This is a genomic window from Kibdelosporangium philippinense, from assembly GCF_021390435.2.
Lineage (GTDB): Bacteria > Actinomycetota > Actinomycetes > Mycobacteriales > Pseudonocardiaceae > Kibdelosporangium > Kibdelosporangium philippinense.
Genome location: NZ_JAJVCN010000001.1, coordinates 3,578,801 through 3,596,579 on the forward strand (window position 1 = coordinate 3,578,801; position 17,779 = coordinate 3,596,579).

At 65.7% G+C, this 17,779-nt stretch carries 15 protein-coding genes and 1 pseudogene; 8 read left to right on the plus strand and 8 right to left on the minus strand.

All coding sequences use genetic code 11. The annotated features are described in order from the left end of the window. Positions 1 to 80: 80 nt before the first annotated feature. Positions 81 to 1,643 (minus strand): IS1182 family transposase, encoded by a 1,563-nt coding sequence (locus LWC34_RS16565; protein ID WP_233723308.1) that lies wholly within the window; start codon positions 1,641 to 1,643, stop codon positions 81 to 83. A gap of 155 nt (positions 1,644 to 1,798) precedes the next feature. Here LWC34_RS16565 and LWC34_RS16570 point away from each other — a divergent pair, with 155 nt between their 5' ends. Continuing rightward, a complete protein-coding gene (locus LWC34_RS16570) occupies positions 1,799 to 2,533 on the plus strand; it encodes an SDR family oxidoreductase (RefSeq protein WP_233725954.1) in 735 nt (244 codons plus the stop codon). On the opposite strand, the gene LWC34_RS16575 is transcribed toward LWC34_RS16570, so the two are convergent. The 4 genes from LWC34_RS16575 to LWC34_RS16590 all read right to left on the minus strand — a co-directional run bounded on the left by LWC34_RS16575 (position 2,534) and on the right by LWC34_RS16590 (position 7,150). Continuing rightward, positions 2,534 to 2,938: a glycoside hydrolase family 2 protein gene (locus tag LWC34_RS16575; protein WP_233725955.1), complete on the minus strand. Its 405-nt coding sequence runs from the start codon at positions 2,936 to 2,938 to the stop codon at positions 2,534 to 2,536. It abuts the gene before it with no gap. A gap of 18 nt (positions 2,939 to 2,956) precedes the next feature. Then, positions 2,957 to 6,034 (minus strand): discoidin domain-containing protein, encoded by a 3,078-nt coding sequence (locus tag LWC34_RS58070; protein ID WP_233725956.1) that lies wholly within the window; start codon positions 6,032 to 6,034, stop codon positions 2,957 to 2,959. A 188-nt stretch (positions 6,035 to 6,222) separates the two neighbouring features. Continuing rightward, positions 6,223 to 6,597, minus strand: coding sequence for a tautomerase family protein (locus LWC34_RS16585; protein ID WP_233725957.1), 375 nt, complete (start codon positions 6,595 to 6,597; stop codon positions 6,223 to 6,225). Between the two features lies 1 nt (position 6,598). After that, positions 6,599 to 7,150, minus strand: a complete 552-nt coding sequence (locus LWC34_RS16590; RefSeq protein ID WP_233725958.1) for a TetR/AcrR family transcriptional regulator — start codon at positions 7,148 to 7,150, stop codon at positions 6,599 to 6,601. A 123-nt stretch (positions 7,151 to 7,273) separates the two neighbouring features. Here LWC34_RS16590 and LWC34_RS16595 point away from each other — a divergent pair, with 123 nt between their 5' ends. The 5 genes and pseudogenes from LWC34_RS16595 to LWC34_RS16615 all read left to right on the plus strand — a co-directional run bounded on the left by LWC34_RS16595 (position 7,274) and on the right by LWC34_RS16615 (position 12,007). Beyond that, a complete protein-coding gene (locus LWC34_RS16595; RefSeq protein ID WP_233725959.1) occupies positions 7,274 to 7,624 on the plus strand; it encodes a hypothetical protein in 351 nt (116 codons plus the stop codon). Positions 7,625 to 7,630: 6 nt separating this feature from the next. Next, a complete protein-coding gene (locus LWC34_RS16600) occupies positions 7,631 to 7,819 on the plus strand; it encodes a cupredoxin domain-containing protein (protein ID WP_233725960.1) in 189 nt (62 codons plus the stop codon). A 12-nt stretch (positions 7,820 to 7,831) separates the two neighbouring features. Further along, positions 7,832 to 9,241, plus strand: a complete 1,410-nt coding sequence (locus LWC34_RS16605; protein ID WP_233725961.1) for a dihydrolipoyl dehydrogenase family protein — start codon at positions 7,832 to 7,834, stop codon at positions 9,239 to 9,241. Then, positions 9,238 to 10,390: pseudogene (locus LWC34_RS16610) on the plus strand (epoxide hydrolase family protein). The gene LWC34_RS16605 and the pseudogene LWC34_RS16610 overlap by 4 nt, the downstream one beginning before the upstream one ends. 48 nt (positions 10,391 to 10,438) lie before the next feature. Then, complete coding sequence (locus tag LWC34_RS16615; RefSeq protein WP_233725962.1) at positions 10,439 to 12,007, plus strand: bifunctional lysylphosphatidylglycerol flippase/synthetase MprF; 1,569 nt, start codon at positions 10,439 to 10,441, stop codon at positions 12,005 to 12,007. Here LWC34_RS16615 and LWC34_RS16620 read toward each other — a convergent pair. From LWC34_RS16620 to LWC34_RS16630, 3 genes are read right to left on the minus strand one after another with little or no spacing between them, the layout of a single operon-like run. Beyond that, positions 11,982 to 14,156: a xanthine dehydrogenase family protein molybdopterin-binding subunit gene (locus tag LWC34_RS16620; RefSeq protein ID WP_233725963.1), complete on the minus strand. Its 2,175-nt coding sequence runs from the start codon at positions 14,154 to 14,156 to the stop codon at positions 11,982 to 11,984. The two genes, LWC34_RS16615 and LWC34_RS16620, sit on opposite strands and share 26 nt — an antisense overlap. Further along, complete coding sequence (locus tag LWC34_RS16625) at positions 14,156 to 15,106, minus strand: FAD binding domain-containing protein (RefSeq protein ID WP_233725964.1); 951 nt, start codon at positions 15,104 to 15,106, stop codon at positions 14,156 to 14,158. Before LWC34_RS16625 ends, LWC34_RS16620 begins: the two co-directional genes overlap by 1 nt. Beyond that, the gene (locus LWC34_RS16630) at positions 15,093 to 15,545 is read right to left on the minus strand and encodes a (2Fe-2S)-binding protein (protein ID WP_233725965.1); all 453 of its coding nucleotides are present in this window, start codon (positions 15,543 to 15,545) and stop codon (positions 15,093 to 15,095) included. The genes LWC34_RS16625 and LWC34_RS16630 overlap by 14 nt, the downstream gene beginning before the upstream one ends. Before the next feature lie 163 nt (positions 15,546 to 15,708). Here LWC34_RS16630 and LWC34_RS16635 point away from each other — a divergent pair, with 163 nt between their 5' ends. After that, positions 15,709 to 16,275 carry a TetR/AcrR family transcriptional regulator gene (locus LWC34_RS16635; RefSeq protein WP_233725966.1) on the plus strand — a complete coding sequence of 189 codons (567 nt, stop codon included), beginning with the start codon at positions 15,709 to 15,711 and terminating at the stop codon, positions 16,273 to 16,275. Between the two features lie 165 nt (positions 16,276 to 16,440). Next, positions 16,441 to 17,559, plus strand: coding sequence for a lipase family protein (locus LWC34_RS16640; RefSeq protein ID WP_233725967.1), 1,119 nt, complete (start codon positions 16,441 to 16,443; stop codon positions 17,557 to 17,559). Positions 17,560 to 17,779: the final 220 nt, after the last annotated feature.

The following is a 17,779-nucleotide window of genomic DNA, read 5'->3' on the forward strand; positions in this document are numbered from 1 at the left end:
GCTGGGCGTTCAGGGAGCCCAGGGCGGTTGCTCGACGAGGTTCACAACCCCCAAGACTGGGGGTTGGGCCGTGGTTTCCCTCAGGTAGCCAGGGTCCAAGCGCCCGCCGCATGGGTCAGGCCGCGACCGATGAGGTTGCGGAGGTTCAAGGCTGCGGTGCGGCGTTTGAGCCAGGCGTTGTTCTTGCCGGTGCCTAGATATCGGAGTTTGAGACGTCGGCCACCGCGGCTGGCGATCTGGGAGATGACCCGTTCCACGTTGGGGCGGAACGTCCTGTAGCTCTCGCGCAGTTCGGGCTTGTCCGCCCAGTCGCGTCGGGCTTGGCGCAGCAGGTCATCTCGTGGGTGCAGAACGATTTTACGGCCGGTCTTGGACGTGGTGCACTGTGCACGCAGTGAGCAGGCACGACAGAGAGCGCCAAAGGTGGCGACCCGGGTCCGGCTGATCGGGCGGGTGATGTCGTTGGGGCAGGTGACCGTGCCCGCTTGCTCGTCCACGGTGAAGTCGTCCACGGTGAATCCGCCCTCGACCGGAGCCCGCAGCGGCTTGGGCTTGATCACCGCCTCATGCCCGGCATCGTCGATCCCACCGCGTAGATCCCCTGTGCCATAGGCGGAATCGCCGTACCACGCGCGCTTGCCGTCCTCGGCGTCGAGGAACTCCTCGGCCACAGCGGGGTCGGAGTTCTCCGTGCCGGCGGCCGTGGTCACCTTCTCGTCGGTGACGATCCCGGTCTCGGGCTCGGCCGCCACGTGCGCCCGATACCCGTCCCGCCGGTTCTCCGGGGACTTGCGGGTATGCCGCGCATCCGGATCCACTGTGGACACCACCCGGTCCGGGGCGACCTTGCGGGCGATCCGCCACCGCCCATCAGTGCCGTCACTGCCCTCGGCGGGCTCGACATCCTGACCGGCGACCAACGCCAGCAACGCCAACGCGAACTCCGCGTCGCCTTCCAGTTCGGTATCGGCCAGCGCCGCCACCAGCGCGTTCGCATCGTTGACCAGCGCGGAGACCAGCGCGTCCCTGGCGGCCGGGTCGTCCCAGTCGATCCTCGGCTTGTCCGGCCGACTGTAGTCATGGCCGGTACACACCTTCGCGATCTGCCCCGCCGCGCCGGGCACCTGCCGATCCACCCGCCGGATCGCCGAGATCAGCTGGGTGATGGTGTCCTGGGTGGCGACCGCGTCGGCCAGGATCGTGGAATCCACCGCCCGCTTGCGGCGGCCACGCAGGATCCCGGTCTCCTCGACGACCGTGCGCACCGCGTCGTTGATCCGATGCGGCCGCCCCGAGGTGGCCAGTCGTTTGCGCCAGTACACCAGCGTCGAGGGGTCGAATCCCTTGTCGTCCAATGCCATCCCGGTCGCGACCTTCCACCGCAGGTCACACCGGGCCGCCTCAGCGGTCTCCCGATCCGAGAGATCATGCAGGGTCTGCAACACCAGGATGGAGGCCATCACCGACGCCGGGATCGAGGGCCGTCCCTTGCCCGAGGGGAACAGATCCTCGAACTCTCCATCGGGGAACAGATTCCGGCGATGCCCGGCCAGGAACGCGAACATGCTCCCCGCCGGGACCAGATGACCGACCAGCGCCTCCGCGTCCAGCAGCTCCCGATCACCACGCTCCACACCCTGCATGAAACGATTCTCCCAGCTCAAACCCACATCCTGGGGCGACACGCCGATTATTCAGCGGCCTCCTAGCGGGAAGCTGGGCCGTCGAGACCCCCGACAGACTTCCGATCGTGACCACTTAGCTGACGACCGAGCTAGCACCCAGTGAAAGGCGCACCATGAAGATCGTCGTCCTCGGCGGATCCGGCCTGATCGGCTCCAAGGTCATCGCTCATCTGACCAGCCACGGCCACGAGGCGGTCGCGGCGTCACTCCAGTCCGGGGTGAACGTCCTCACCGGCGAGGGCCTCAAGGAAGCACTGGCTGGCGCGGACGTCGTACTCGACGTCACCAACTCGCCGTCGTTCGCCGACGACGACGTGATGGACTTCTTCCGTACCTCGACCGAGAACCAGATCGCCGCCGAGCGTGAGGCAGGCGTCGGCCACCACGTCGCGCTGTCGATCGTCGGTGCCGACCTGCTTCCGGACAGCGGCTACCTGCGGGCGAAGGTCGCGCAGGAGAACCTGATCAAGTCATCGGGTGTCCCGTACACCATCGTGCGCTCCACCCAGTTCTTCGAGTTCGGCAAGGCCATCGCCGATTCGGCGACCCAGGACGGAGTTGCCCGGCTGTCCAGTGGCGCTGTCCAGCCGATCGCGTCCGACGACGTGGCCAGGATGGTCGCCAAGGCGACCGCGGGCGCCCCGGTGAACGGCGTCATCGAGATCGGTGGCCCGGAGAAGTTCTCGATGGCCGAGTTCGCCAGCAAGGCCCTTGCCCGCGAAGGCGACACTCGTGAGGTCATCGCCGACCCAGCCGCGCCCTACTTCGGCACGCTCATCCACGAGGAGCTCGTCCCGGGTCCCGACGGTCAACTCGGCGAGACCCGGTACGACGACTGGGGCAAGTGATCAGCTCAGCTTGGGTGTGCTGTTGTACGCCTCGGCCAGTAGACGGGGATGGCTGACCGAGCGTTGCGGGTTGATCGTGACCGTCCGGCTTTCCCCTGGCAGCAACCAGAAGTAGTTGTCGCCGTACAGAGTCGGCAGGACACGGTCAGTCCCGTTGCGTTCCCGCAGTGACAGCCGGACCATCGCGGCAACGGTCTTGCCCGTGTTGCGGATCGTTGCCGTGTATCCGTCCTTTGTGGAGCTCATGGTCACTGCGAGCTGCGTGTAGGACAGCTGGTTGAGCGCCCGCATCGACGTGTCGGTGCGGTAGCGCCAGTAGGTGTTCTCGGAGATCACCGCGCCGCCCGCGTCGGTCATGGTCAGCCGCAACAGATGGAACGCAGGCAGCGTGTCATCGAACGGCACCGTGAACGTGGACGTGGTCTACGATGGCGCGACATCGATCTTCTGCTCCTGAGGCGCCCCAATGGTTTTGCCGTCCAAGCCGAACAGTTGCGCCCTGACCGTCACGCCGGACAAGGCCGTGGCGGTGTGGTTGATGGCAGTTACTTGCCAGTTTTGCAGGTTGGCCTGAATGTGCCGTTGCTCGCAGCCTTTCCTGGCGCCGTAGACGCTGCCGTTGACGTCCATGTCGTAGTCATAGGTCTGCCAGACCGTGCTGTGCCACGCCGGATGCGACATCCACAGCAGAACACCGGACGCGTCGTTCCACAGCCTCGTGTTCCAGGCTTCGAAGATCGCGCGCATGCTCTCGTAGTTGACGAACTGCGCCTTGCGGCAGAACTCGGCAAGGCTGGTCGACGGCGCGAGCCTGGCGTCGATCGCGGCCTGATATCCCTGCGGCTGCTGGTTTCCGTTGGTCGACCAGTCGTGCATGTACCACGCGGCACCGATCGGCCAGCCCGATTCCCCGGGCCCGACGAGGTTGCGCATACTCTCCACAACGGACACCGTCGGCAGGCCGATCTCGCTCCAGAAACCGGATTTTCCGCCGGTGGCCTCGAAACTGAAGTACTGCCGCGGGTCCAGCCAGCGGTAGGTGCCGTCGCCGGTGATCACACCACTGGCCGAGTTGGGCGCGTACAGCATGTCGGTGTTGCTTTCGACAATTTCGCGCAGCACCTTGTCGACGGACGATGGCGGGCTGCCCTCGTTACACCCGAACCACACGGTCGCGCAGGCGTGCGAGCGGTAACGCAGCACGGTGTCCTTGGCCTGCACGAAAAACGTGTCATGGTTGTCTGGATCGTAGCCCCAGCCGAGCCAGAACTCGTTCCACAGCAGGATTCCGTACTTGTCGCACGCCTGGAACAGTTCCTCGCGATAGGACGAGCCGACCCAGTTACGGATCAGCGTGAAGTTCATGTCCCTGTGCAACGCCACCGCCGCGTCGACCCGCGAGGCAGGCATGCGGCGCAGCAGTTCGTCCCAGCCCCAGCTACCGCCGCGGGCGAACACCTTGACGCCGTTGACAATGAGGACAAGTGGCTTCGGCGCGTTGTCCACAGACGACACATCGGTCCAGGACTGGCCGTCCTGTGAGACCTGGATCTTGAAGGTCGCCGCGTACGCCGTCTCCCAGGTCAGCACGACCCGGTCGAACGTCACCGCCGAGCCGAAGTCGACCTGGACCCACTCATTGTCCTGGTAGTTCGAGGTCCAGCGCGACCCGGAGTTGCCGTCGAAGGCATTGGCAGGCGAGGTACCGTCCGCTGAGGACGATGCCTCGGCCGTCTTGTTCAAAGCCAAGTCGGTGCCCGCGGATTTGCTGTCCACAACGGACATCGACCACAGCGAGAAGCCCCAACTGGTGGCGCGCCTGCCACCCTGCATTCGGACGTACCGGGCCTGCTGTGGCGCGAAGTCGACCTTCTGCTCGGCACGGCCGTCGACGACCGTGATCGGCAGGTCGTATTGGTACTGGATCTGCCGGATACCGATCTTCTGGGTCTTGCGGTCGCTGACCGTGCTGCCAATCGCCGCTGTGACGGTCAGCTCGTGCAAGGTCGGGTCGCCGTAACCGTTGGGCCACCACAGTTTCGGGTTCTGGATCCGCATCTGGGCGTGCGTCTTCGGCGCGAAGACAACGGCGACTTCCTGGCCTGCGGGCACAGTGACCGTGGAGCTGATCTTGATCCCGTTGAACGCCGCGGTCACGGTCGTGCGCTGCGCGGTCGGAGCGACGTTGCGGACCGGCACGGTCAGCGTGACCTCGGCAGTGGACAGGTTCGGCACAACGCTGTCGACGCGAAGATCACCCACGAGCACAGCACCGGTCGACCGGAGCCGGACGTGGTTCCAGATACCCGAAGCGCGGTCACGAACCGCGGGCATCCAGTCCCACCCGGACGCGGCCAGATAGGTCGGCGAGTTCTTGAACATCGTCGTGTTGGCGCTGACCCACGCCTCCCCGCGAACCCCCTTGTCACCGGGGCTGCCGGGGAACGGCATCGGCGAGATCTTCACGGCGAGGTTCTGGTCGGCGTTGCGACGCAGCGCTGCGGTCACGTTCAGCACCGAACGGCCGAACGCCGAGACGATGGATCCGATTTTGGCTCCGTTGAGCCAAAATTCCGCTTCGTGGTTGATGCCGTCGAACTCCAACCAGATGTACTTACCCGTGCTGGTGTCCAGGCCGCGCGGCACGCTGAACGTGCGGCGATACCACCACGCGTGCCGGGACAGCGCCTCCGGGATCTTCAGGTTGTTCATGCCGTACACCGGATCCGGCAGGTGTCCTTGCTCGACAAGCGAGGCCAGCACTGTGCCGGGCACGGTCGCGGGCACCCAGCCGCGCGTGTCAACTGACGGGCCGGACAGCACAGCACCGTCGGAGCTCGGCGCGAAGTCCTGCATGGTCAGCACCCAGCCGGACTCGATCGGCACCGACCCATCGGGCGCGACGGTCAACGCGGGCGGGTTGTCCCGGTCGCGGACCGGCCAGTTCGTCCAGCCGCGCACGGCCGGGCGGTTGTCCCTGCTCGTGCCGTAGACCTGGAAGCCGTTGAGGCCCACCAGGTTGGTGTTGGACCGGCGTGACGACGAGAACCGGACCCATCGCGTCCGGACGGTCGGCGTCAGCGGGATGTTGACCACGCCTCCGGCGCCGGACTCGGTCCGGTAAACCGTCCGCCAGGTCCGGCCGTCCTCGGAAACGTCCAGGTCAAAGATCGTGGCGTAGCTCGACTGGATCTCGTTGCCCAACGTCCGGTCACGCGGGCCGTTCGCGTCGAACGGGCCGTCACCAGGCTTGGCCTCGAAGGTGAGCACGACCGAGCTGACGTCGCACCGGCCCTGCAAGTCCACAATGAGCCACTGCGAGTCACCCTGTGCCGCGCGCCAGCCCGATCCCTGCACGCCAACCTGTGCGAGACCGTCCACAGCGAACTCGGCCGGGGTGGCCGCGTAGTCCGTCGACGAGACCGTCACCGGCCGGAACAGTGCGAGGTCACTGAGCTGTCGTTGCACGTCAACCTGGTCGGGAGCGGCCGTGGGCGACACCGGGCACCATGGTGGTCAGGCCGAAGCCGGCGAGTAAGCCGGATCCGGTGGTCAACACCTGACGCCGGGAAACACCGCCGCCGTCGTCATGCGCCATTGCAAGCTCCGATCAGATCTTTGACAACGTTGACAGGAAGCTTCGGGGTACTCGGCGTGAAGGTCAAGACGACAAAGTGGACAAGAAATTATCAAGCGATGTACTGGGCGATCCCGTTACCGAACGACCAGTCCGTTGGCTGGTTTTCAACCAGATGGACAAATACGTTCCGCGGCTCGACCGACGTGTACTTCTCGACGAGCTCAGCGATCCGCTTGTACAGCGCCACTTTCTGCTCGGTCGTCCGGCCTGATCGGAACGTGATCGACACGAAGACAACGTCGTCATCCCGCTGAATGCCTAGGAAATTGGCGTCATAGCGGATTCCGTCGTGGCTGGTCAGGACCTGGAACTTGTCGTCAGGCGGAATGCCGATCGTGTCCACCATGGCCTCATGGACAGCTCGGCCAAGCCCGTCGAGCCGATCGCTGTCGGCACGCATCGTGTCTATCCGGACAAACGGCATGTCAGTTCCCTTCCGGAAGGTGACCTTCCAGCAGGCCGAGGGCGCCATCGACCGCGTCGGCGTACACATCGGCCGATCCAGCGGCCCGCGCGAGCACGTAACCGCCTTGCAGAACCGCGACCAACGCGGTCGCTGTCGTCCGAGGGTCCAATCGGGACTCTTCGGCCAGGATCCCGGCGATCCGGTCGGTCAACCACGCGAACGTGTCCTCGACCGGTTTACGCAGCGCCGAATCGGCCATCACGTCAGGATCCTGGGTCAGCCGCCCGACCGGACAGCCTCTGAGCGCGTCCCGTTCCCTGCGCAGGTAAGCCGCGATCCGGTCAAACGCCGGGCCGCGCTGAGTGAAAGCGGCCTCGGCCCTTGCCCGCAGGTCCTCAGCGTTTCGGGTGATCGCGGCCAGCGCCAGGTCGTGCTTGCCGCTGAAGTGGTGATACATGCTGCCCTGACCCGCGCCGGAGTGCGCCTGGATCGCTTTCGGGCTCGTTCCCACGTAGCCGCGCTCCCATAGCAGTTCCCGCGTGCTCTCGATCAGCCGTTCCCTGGTGTCCACCCGGCGAGTGTACATACTAGTAGGTACAGAGTGGATGGGCGATTGCCAGATTGTTGACGCCGCAGGTCAGCGGCCTTTCCCACGGTTTGCCCGCGACGAGGCCGACCGGCGATCCTGTCGGCCATGAAGCTGAAACTCGAAGTCGTGGTCCTGCCCGTGTCCGATGTAGACGTATCAAGGGAGTTCTACGAGGCCCTCGGCTTCCGGCTGGACGCTGACTTCCCGGTCAGCGAGAAGAACTTCCGGGTCGTGCAGCTGACCCCGCCCGGCTCGGAGTGCTCGATCATCTTCGGTGACGGTGTCACGGTCGCGCAGGCCTCGGCATCTCCGAGGTCTTCCACGACGCCGACGGCGTGTTCCACCACGCGGGCACGGAAAACCGGGTCACCGGCCCGCACCCGAAGCGCGCCGACTACGGCTCCTTCGCCACATTCAGCGACCCGGACGGCAACGGCTGGGTACTCCAGGAGGTGAAAGTCCGTGCTCCCGGACGATGACGTGATCGAGGTCCTGCTGGCCGTATTGAAGAAAACGGCCGCGGCGCACGGCGAATACGAAGAATCGCAACTGGGTGGCGAGTACGACGAGGAATGGCCAGAGTGGTACGCGGAGCACATGGCACAGAAGCTGCGGGACTCCGGCTACCGGATCGTCAGATCACCAGACTAGGAAGAGGGACACGTGTACGACCTCATCGTGCTTGGCGCCGGGGCCGTCGGCGAGAACGTCGCCGACAGAGCCGTCCAAGGCGGCCTGACCGTCGCCCTTGTCGAGCATGAGCTCGTCGGCGGTGAGTGTTCGTACTGGGCCTGTATGCCGTCGAAGGCGTTGTTGCGGTCGGGCGCTCTGCTGCGCGCAGTGCAACACGTGCCCGGCGCGGCCGAGGCCGTGACGGGAAAGCTCGATGTGCAGGCGGTTCTGGCGCGCCGGAACTCCTTCACCCACGACTGGTCCGACGACGGCCAGGTGGAGTGGGTGGAGGGCGCGGGCATCTCGCTCGTTCGCGGGTTCGGCCGCTTGACCGGCACCAAAGAGGTCACGGTCACCGCATCAGATGGGTCCAAGACTGTGCTGACGGCCCGGCACGCCGTCGCCATCGCCACGGGGTCGAACGCGTTGATCCCGGACATCGATGGGCTGCGCGCCGCGAAACCGTGGACCAGCCGTGAGGCGACTAGCGCGCAGCAGGCGCCGCACAGTCTCGCCATCATCGGCGGCGGCGTGGTCGCGACCGAAATGGCCACCGCGTACGCCGGGTTCGGCACGACCGTCACGTTGATCTCTCGCGGCACCTTGCTCAGCGGCCTGGAGCCGTTCGCTGGCGAGGCGGTCGTCAAGGCACTGCGCGATCTTGGCGCGACAGTGCTGCTCAACACCGAGACGAAACGTGTACAGCGCAACGAAAACGGTGTTGTGATCGAAACCGGTGACGGTTCGGTGGTCACCGCGACCGAGCTGCTTGTCGCGACCGGCCGGACGCCGCGGACCTCGGATATCGGCTTGGAAACCATCGGCCTGACGCCGGGCAAGTGGCTTGAGGTCGACGACACGATGGTGGTTCCCGGCTTCGACTGGCTGTATGCGGTCGGCGACGTGAACCACCGGGCTTTGCTTACCCACCAAGGCAAGTACCAGGCACGGGCCGCCGGTGACGTCATCGCGGCACGGGCCAAAGGCGCGCTTGTCGCCGATCAGCCCTGGGGCACGCACGTCGCGACGGCCGACCACGAGTCCGTGCCACAGGTGACGTTCACCGATCCGGAGATCGCTTCGGTCGGCCTTACCGCCGATGCCGCCAAGAAAGCTGGCTACACCATCCGGGTCGTGGATTACGACATTGGCAATATCGCAGGCGCGAGCGTGCACGCGGATGACTACGAGGGCAAGGCCCGGATGGTCGTCGACGAGGACCGCTCGGTGATCCTTGGTGTGACGTTCGTCGGACCCGATGTCAGCGAACTGCTGCAGGCGGCCACGTTCGCGGTTGTCGGCCAAGTGCCGATCGCCAGGCTGTGGCATGCCGTACCCGCTTATCCGACGATGAACGAGATCTGGCTGCGTCTACTTGAGACCTACGGCAGGCCCGCGTGATCGATCCGTTCCGCATAGCGGTTCCCGATGAGGATCTGGCTCTGCTCAGGACGAAGCTGCGATCGACCCGGTGGCCGGAGCGAGAAACGGTCGATGACTGGTCGCAGGGCGTACCGCTTGGCTACCTGCGTGAGCTGTGCGAGTACTGGTCTGAGCAGTACGACTGGCGGGCGACCGAGGCGCGGCTGAACGCGATCCCGCAGTACCGCACCGAAATCGACGGCCTGGGTATCCATTTGCTGCACGTGCGATCGCCCGAACCCGACGCGGTCCCACTGGTGCTCACGCACGGCTGGCCTGGGTCGATCGTCGAGTTCCTCGACGTGCTTGGGCCGCTGACCGACCCGGTCGCGTATGGCGGCAATCGTCAGGACGCGTTCCATGTGGTCTGTCCGACGCTGCCTGGCTTCGGTTTCAGCGACCGCCCTGCCTCGCGTGGCTGGGGTATCGGGAAGATCGCCGAAGCCTGGACTGTCCTTATGGGACGATTGGGGTACGCGCGGTTCGGGGCATCCAGCGGAGACTGGGGCACGAGTGTCTCGACCGAAATCGCCCGGCTGCACCCCGAGAACCTGATCGGGATGCACCTCTCACCACCGCTGGCACCACCGGACCCGGCCACTTTGGACGCACTGACCGATCGAGAGCAGGCCGCACTGGCCACATTGGAGTATGCGGCCGAGTGGGAGTCCGGGTACTCCCGTGTGCACGCGACCCGCCCGCAGACTGTCGGTTATGGACTCGTCGACTCGCCCGCGATGCTGTGCGCGTGGATCGTCGAGAAGTTCTGGGCGTGGACCGACTGCGACGGACATCCGGAGAACGTGTTCAGCCGCGACGCGTTGCTCGACAACGTGATGTTCTACTGGTTGACCGGCACCGGCGCGTCGTCCGCCCGGCTCTACTGGGAAAGCATTCGCGAAGTGGACGAGTGGATCACGGGCACTGTGAGCGAGACGATTGACGTGCCGTGCGGTTGCTCGGTGTTTCCCAAGGAGATCCAGCGGCCGTCCCGGCGGTGGGCCGAGAAGCGCTACCGACATCCGCTACTGGAACGAGCCCGCTCGTGGCGGGCATTTCGGCGCGTTCGAGCAACCGGAGTTGTTCGTCGAGGACGTCCGCGGGTTCTTCCGTACGGTACGTTTGTGACCAATGAGGACAATTCGCTGGTCATTGACTGTCTGGCAGACTTGACAGGTGCGGGTGTCCACAGGGGTGCTTGACCGGCCACGCAGTCTGGCCGTGTCAGGCGGAAGGAAAGCACGCCGTCCGGTATGGCCGTTTGGTCTTGTTACGGCGGGTTTCGGGGTGATCGCGGCATTGTCCGCGGTTCGGGTGGCGTTGCCGAGCTGGGTCCGGCCCGCGGCGCACATGGTGACCTGTTACGGCAGGTTGCCCGGCGGGCTGTTCGCGATCGTGCTGCTCGTCGTGGCGCATGGCTTGCTGCGCCGCAGAAAGGCCGCGTATTGGGTGGCGCTTGTCTTGGCAGCGTGCGGAGTTCTTGCCGCCGGGCGCAGTTTGCTCGCGTTGCTGCTCGTGATCGGCGGTGTGGCGCTGGCTCTGCGGCGCACGTCGTTCCCTGCCGTGCCGACTCCGGCCCGAGTTCGCGGCGCGACAGTGTCCGGTATGACGGTTCTGGCCGTTGGCGGGATCTACGACGGTGTCTTCCACGGCAGGCTGAACCTCGGGTCCCTGATCGTGCTCGGTGTGAGCGTCGCCTTGGCGGTGCTGCTGGCGCCTGCCCCCTCGCCGAAGCCCGGGGACGACGCCACGAGGGAGCGCGTGAAGGATCTCGTCGGGCATCCGTCCGCGGACACGTTGGCGCCCTTCATGTTGCGTCGCGACAAGGCGTACGTGTTCAGCCGTGACGGCCGGGCGGTGCTTGGCTACCGGGTGCTGTTCGGGGTCGCTGTGGTGGGCGGGGATCCCGTGGGCTCCCCCGGCTCCTTCCCCGACGCGGTCGACCAGTTCGTCCGGCTCTGTGAGCGATCCGGGTGGCGGCCTGCGGTGCTCGGGATGCGTGATGAGCTCGCGCCTCTCTGGCATCGGCACGGCTTGCGTACCGTGGGGATCGGCGACGAAGTCATTGTCGATGTCGACGCCTTTTCCTTGACTGGCCGGGAAATGCGCAACGTCCGGCAAGCTGTCCAGCGCACGTACAACGCTGGTGTGACCACAACCGTGGTGCGTGAGGACGAACTGGCGCCCGAGCTTCGCGCGGAGCTGGCTGAAGTGTCGGCGCAATGGCTCAACGGGTCACGGGAACGCGGGTTCTCGATGATCCTGGACGAACTACTCACCGGGACGCACCCGGACTGTGTTCTCGTGATCGCCCGTGAAGGCGACCATGTTGTGGGTTTCCAGCGTTACGCTCCTGCCGGTCCGGCCCTGTCGCTCGACTCGATGCGCAGGGTTCGTCACGGCCCCAATGGGTTGAACGAACGGATGATCGTCGACCTGGTGGCGTATGCGCGTGTCCACAATGTCCGGACCGTGTCGCTGAACTTCGCCGCGTTCCGGACGTTGATCGACGCGGGCGGCGAGCGGACCAGGCTCGGCAAGCTTGGCTACTGGGCGATGCACCGGCTCGATCCGTTGATCCAGGTCGAGTCGCTCTACCGGTTCAACGCAAAGTTCCGGCCCGGTTATCTGGCTCGCGGTGTCGCGTTTCCTTCGTGGGTAACCATCCCGATCGTCGCGGCCGCGATGATCGGGATGGAGTTCACCCATATCAAGAAGATCAGTCCAGCAGGTCCTCGATCATGATCGGGATGTGCCGGACGCGGATGCCAGTGGCGTTGTAGATCGCGTTCGCCACCGCCGCCGCCATGCCGACCACGCCGATCTCACCGACACCCTTGGCGCCGGACGAGTTGTGCAACGTGTCCGGGTACTGGACAAAGTGGACATCGACTTCCGGGATGTCCGCGTTCACCGGTACCAGGTAGCCGGCCAGGTCGGCGTTGGCGAACCGGCCGTTCGCCTCGACATCGAGGCTCTCGTGCAGCGCGGCCGAGACGCCCCAGATCATGCCGCCCATCAGCTGGCTGCGCGCGACCTGCTCGTTGATGATCCGGCCGGCGTCGAACACGCCGAGCATCCGCGACACCCGAGCTTCCCGCGTCCACTTGTGCACGCGGACCTCGACGAACTGCGCGCCGAACGAGCTGAACGAGTGCTTGGTCATCTCTTCGCCCGGCCCGGCCGACCCGGTCGCGGAGATCGAGATCCGGTTGGTCGCCCGCAACAGCTCGCCGAACGTCATCGACCGGCCGCCCGCGATCACTCGGCCGTCCTCATAGGACACTTCCTGTCCCTCGAACGGCGCTCCCTGCGACGAGGCCAGTGCGGTCAGGTCGTCGATCACCTGCGCGGCCGCGACCATGATCGCCGAACTCACGCTCGCCGTCGCGGTCGACCCGCCGGACATCCCGCCTGGTGGCAACGCGGAGTCGCCAAGCAGCGGCGTGACCCTGTCCGTGCCGATGTCCAGCGATTCCGCGCCGATCAAGCCCATCACGGTCAACAGGCCGGTACCAGGGTCGGCGCCGCCGGTGGCGACCTCGGCGGTGTCGTCTTCGCGGAAGGTGATCCGGACGGTCGCCGGGAACCTGCCCGCCGGGAACACGGCCGTGGCCATCCCCATCCCGACCAGCCAGTCGCCGTCCGTACGGCCGCCCGGCCGACGGTCCGCCCAGCCGAAACGATCCGCCCCGAGCCGGTAGCACTCGTCCAGATACTTGCTCGACCATTTCAGATCGTGCCCGCTCGGCCCGGTCGAGTTGTTCCGCAGGCGCAGCTCGATCGGATCCATGTCCAGTGCGACGGCCAGCTCGTCCATCGCACTCTCCAGCGCGAACGACCCCGGCGCCTCACCCGGCGCCCGCATGAAGGTCACCGGCGGGAGGTTCAGCGGTACCCGTCGCTGGCTGATGGCCAGGTTCTGGGTGGCGTACCACTCGGGAGAGGTCGAGTGCGAGGTCGGTTCGGTGAAAACCCGGTCGATCCCGGTACTGGACCACGAGTCGTGCCGGACCGCGATCAGCGTGCCATCCCGTTGCGCACCAAGGGTGACCCTTTGAATGGTCGAGGCCCTGCCCGCGGTCGCGGTGAAAGCCTGTTCCCTGGTCAGCGCCGACTTGACGGGCCGTTCGAGCTCTCGCGCCGCGGCCGCGGCAAGGAAGGCGGGAGCCGACGCGAACGCCTTACCGCCGAACGCGCCGCCGACAAACGGGTTCACGACCCGGACCGTCGACTCCTCCACGCCCATCGCCTGCGCCAGCTGCGCGGCCGGGAGCATGCCCGCCTGGTTTCCGGTGTAGACGGTCAGGCCATCCGCATCCCACACGGCGACAGCCGAATGCGGCTCCATCGCGACATGGTGCTGCGTCGCAGTGGAGTACGTGCCGTCGACGACGACCGGACTACCGGCCAGTGCGTCCTCAATAGACTCCACACCCTCGGCGAGAGCGATCACCTCGGGCGGCGCGTTGCGCGGCGGCACCGGCGCCAGCTCGGCGGTGTCCATGCCATCTTCAATCGAGGTCGCCGCGGGCCGCTCGGCATAGGTGACCGTGATGGTCATCGCCGCGTCACGGGCCTGCTCGAACGTCTCGGCGACCACGAACCCGATCGGCTGGCCGTAGTAGCGGACTTCCCTGTCCTGCAAGGGAACCCACCACTCGCCGCCGAACATCGGCATCTGGACCGGCCTGATCACCAGCGGGTCGAGCGGGGTGTACACGGCGATGACACCCCGCGCGTTCCTTGCCGAGGTGACATCCATGGCCGTGACCTCGCCGTTGGCGATCGTGCTCAGCACGACGTAACCGTGCACGGTCCCGGGAATGACGTTGTCCGCGCCATACTTGGCCCGGCCGGTGACCTTCAGCGGGCCGTCAACCCTGCTAGGCATCAGCGACTCCCCTCGATCAGCGCCCGGACAACCGTCCGCCGCAGCAAGGACGGCTTGAAACTGTTGTGTGACAGAGGCTTTGCCCCATCGGCCGCGATCGCCCCAGCCTCCTCAAAGGACTCGACCGTCGCGGGCTTGCCGCGCAGAGCCTCCTCGACCGCAGTCAGCCGCCACGGCTTGGTCGCCACGCCACCGACAGCAACTCGGGCATCTGCAACGTGCCCGTCCTGGATGCCCAAGGCAACCGCGGCGGAACACAGCGCGAACTCGTAGGACTGCCGGTCGCGGACCTTGACGTAGGTCGACCGCTCGGCCCAGGCCAGCTTCGGGACTACCACCTCGGTGATCAGCTCGCTCGGCCGCAAGTCGTTCTCGACCTCCGGCGTGTCCCCAGGAACACGGTAGAAGTCGTCGAGCTTGATCGTGCGCGTGCCTGCCGCGCTGGCCAGCGTGATCTCCGCGTCCAGCGCGACCAGCGCGACGGCCACGTCACTGGCGTGCGTCGCCACACACGAGTCGCTTGTCCCCAGGATCGCGTGCATCCGGTTGACCCCGGTGATGGCCGAGCACCCGCTGCCCGGATTGCGCTTGTTGCAGGGCATGTTCACGTCACGGAAATAGCCGCACCTCGTGCGCTGCAACAGGTTCCCACCGATGCTGGCCATGTTGCGCAGCTGCTGCGACGCGCTCTGCAGAAGAGCACTGGAGATGACCGGGTACACGCCGTGGTGCCGGGCGACGTCGCTCATCCGCTCCAGCGCACCGACGCGCAGCCCGTTGCTCGTGTCGATGCCTCTCAACGGCAACGCGTTGATGTCCAGCACGTGCTGCGGCGTGAGGACATTGAGTTTCATCAGGTCAACGAGGGTCGTGCCGCCGGCCAGGAAGGTCCCCTTCGTCGCCAGCGCCGCCTCGATTGTGGCCGGTGCCGCGAGCTCAAACGGTCGCATCGGCCCGCCTTGCCTGCTCGACGGCCGCGACGATGTTCGGGTACGCCGCGCACCGGCAGATGTTGCCGGACATGAATTCGCGCACGTCGTCGACATCCTGCTCAACCGCGGCGACAGCTGACATGATTTGGCCAGATGTGCAGAACCCGCACTGAAGGGCGTCCTGGTCGACGAACGCCTGCTGCACCGGGTGCAGCTCGTCTCCGGTCGCCAGCCCATCGACAGTGGTCACAGGCCCTGTGACGGTCGCAGCAAGAGTGAGACAGGAAAGGACGGGCCTGCCGTCCACGTGGACCGTGCATGCGCCACACTGGCCACGGTCGCAGCCCTTCTTGGGACCAGTGATCCCGAGCCGTTCACGTAACGCGTCGAGTAACGTGACACCAGGATCGATGCTCAGCCGTTCTGTCCTGTTGTTGACTTCAAGGGAAACGTCCACCAGATCTCTTTTCCCCGGTGTGGTGGGAGTGAACCGGATATGTATCCGGTTCACTGAACGCTAGCGGATTCCTATCCGGTTCGCAAACGTCGCGGCGAACGCTCCAGGTCTGAGCTACATTTCTGACCGAGAGACAGACCGAGACGATCAGCAGGAGCAAGAGATGACCACCGGATCCGTGAGCCCGAGGCGCGCGGACACCCGGCGTAACAACGAACGCATCATCGCCGCGGCCAAAGACTCACTGACGTGTTCAGGCGAGGTGTCCTACAACGCGATCGCCAAGAAGGCAGAAGTGGGCGTCGGCACGGTCTACCGCCACTTCCCCACCCCGGAGTCGCTGATCCTGGCCGTCTACCAGCGCGAAGTGCGAAACCTGGTCGAGGTAGTCCCGGACCTACTCAAGGACAACCCACCGGATCAGGCATTCCGGCAGTGGATGTGGCATCTGGCCGGTTACCTGATGACCAAGCGCGGCCTGGCGTCGGCGATGCAGGCGGCCCGAACCTCACCCGAAGACCTCCCCGCGAAGTCGTTCACCTCGATCCTCGACGCCCTGACCACGATGCTCGACGCCAACGTCGCCGCCGGGACAATCCGGCCTGGACTTGAGCCGTTGACGGTGATGCGAGCTTTCGGTGGCCTGATGTTCCTTGATCCCGACGGGGACTGGGAAGACGCCACCCATCAGCTGTTCGACTTGCTGTGGCAAGGAATGCGCGCCACCTGAACGCATGATTCCATAATGGACACCCAAAGATCGGGTGCCATCGAGGTAACCGATTCGTGTCGCTTGTGGACAAAATTCCTGTCCGAACTGGCCGGTCTAGACCTGTCGTGACAACCTTGCGCCAGCAGATTGGTTCTCGTTGTGACCGCGTCATAGCGTGTTGCTATGAAACGAATTCCGCTACTCGTGTTGTTTCTTTTTCTCACAGTCGTTGGCGCCGTGCCCGCGACCGCGTCCACTGAGGCCGGTTGGAGTGGCCGCCTTGTCGATGTCGGACCGTTGCCGCCGGACCTGTGGTTGCCCGGCACGGGCAAGGCTTACCGAGTCCGGTACACGTCCACCTACAGCCGGGGCGGCACAACCGTTGTCAGTGGGGCGATCTTCACCCCGGCGGGAACGCCTCCCGCCGAGGGCTGGCCGGTGGCCGCGTGGGCACACGGCACAGTCGGTCTCGCGGACGTGTGCGCACCATCCACAGCCGGGCGATCCGAACGTGACATCAACTACCTCAAAGGATGGCTCGCGGCGGGCTACGCCATCGTCGCGACGGACTACGAAGGACTGGGAACACCAGGACCCCATCCGTACCTCAACGGAACGGCGGCGGCACACGACGTGATCGACATCGTGCGCGCCAGCCACCAGGTGCATGCCGACCTGGGCAGCCGCTGGCTGGTCGTCGGCCAGTCCCAGGGCGCCCAAGCCGCGATGTTCACCAGGTCGCTCGTCGACTCCTATGCCCCAGGGCTGGACTTCCGCGGCACAGTCGCGACCGGTTTGCCCTCACAGTGGCGCACGACATCAGAAGTCGCGCACGCGTTCGATCCAGCCGCACCGGCGCGCGTCGAGCCGCTGCTCATCGCCGCGGGACTGTCCGTGACGCACCCCGTTGAGGTGAACACCGACGACCTACTCACTCCGCTCGGCCGCGACATCCTGGCCAAGACACGCACCACGTGGTGCTACGACGAGATTGAAGACGCCATCGCGGGAAAAACCAACGGCGATGTGTTCACCTACAGTGCCGCCCAGAAAGAGGAGCTGCTGACCCTCCTGGACCGTGATGCCGAAATCCCAATCACGAAGTACGCCGGCCCGGTCTTCATCGGTCAGGGCACCGCAGACACCGTGGTCTATCCACTCGCCACCCAGACCACCGCCCAGAAACTGGCTGCGGCAGGCACCAATGTCGATTTCCGCTTCTACCCCGGAGCCGACCACGACACCACGCTCGCGACAGCGCTGCCTGACATCATCGCCTGGGCCCGAGCGCGCACAAGCTAGGCTCATCACGCAACGTTGACCGGGTAACCGGTCTTCGGACGGTCCGCGATTGTCACACCTGTTACCTGGGTTGGTGCCGCGAGGGCTGACGCCAAGGCCATGAGTTAACGGGTTCCGCGCACTCGGCGTTCGGTTGGAGCTTGGGATGGCCGGCACCCCGGGATCGACCCCGTCGCCGCGGTCGCCAGGATCAGGAGTGTCCATTGTGGTCCGTCAATGG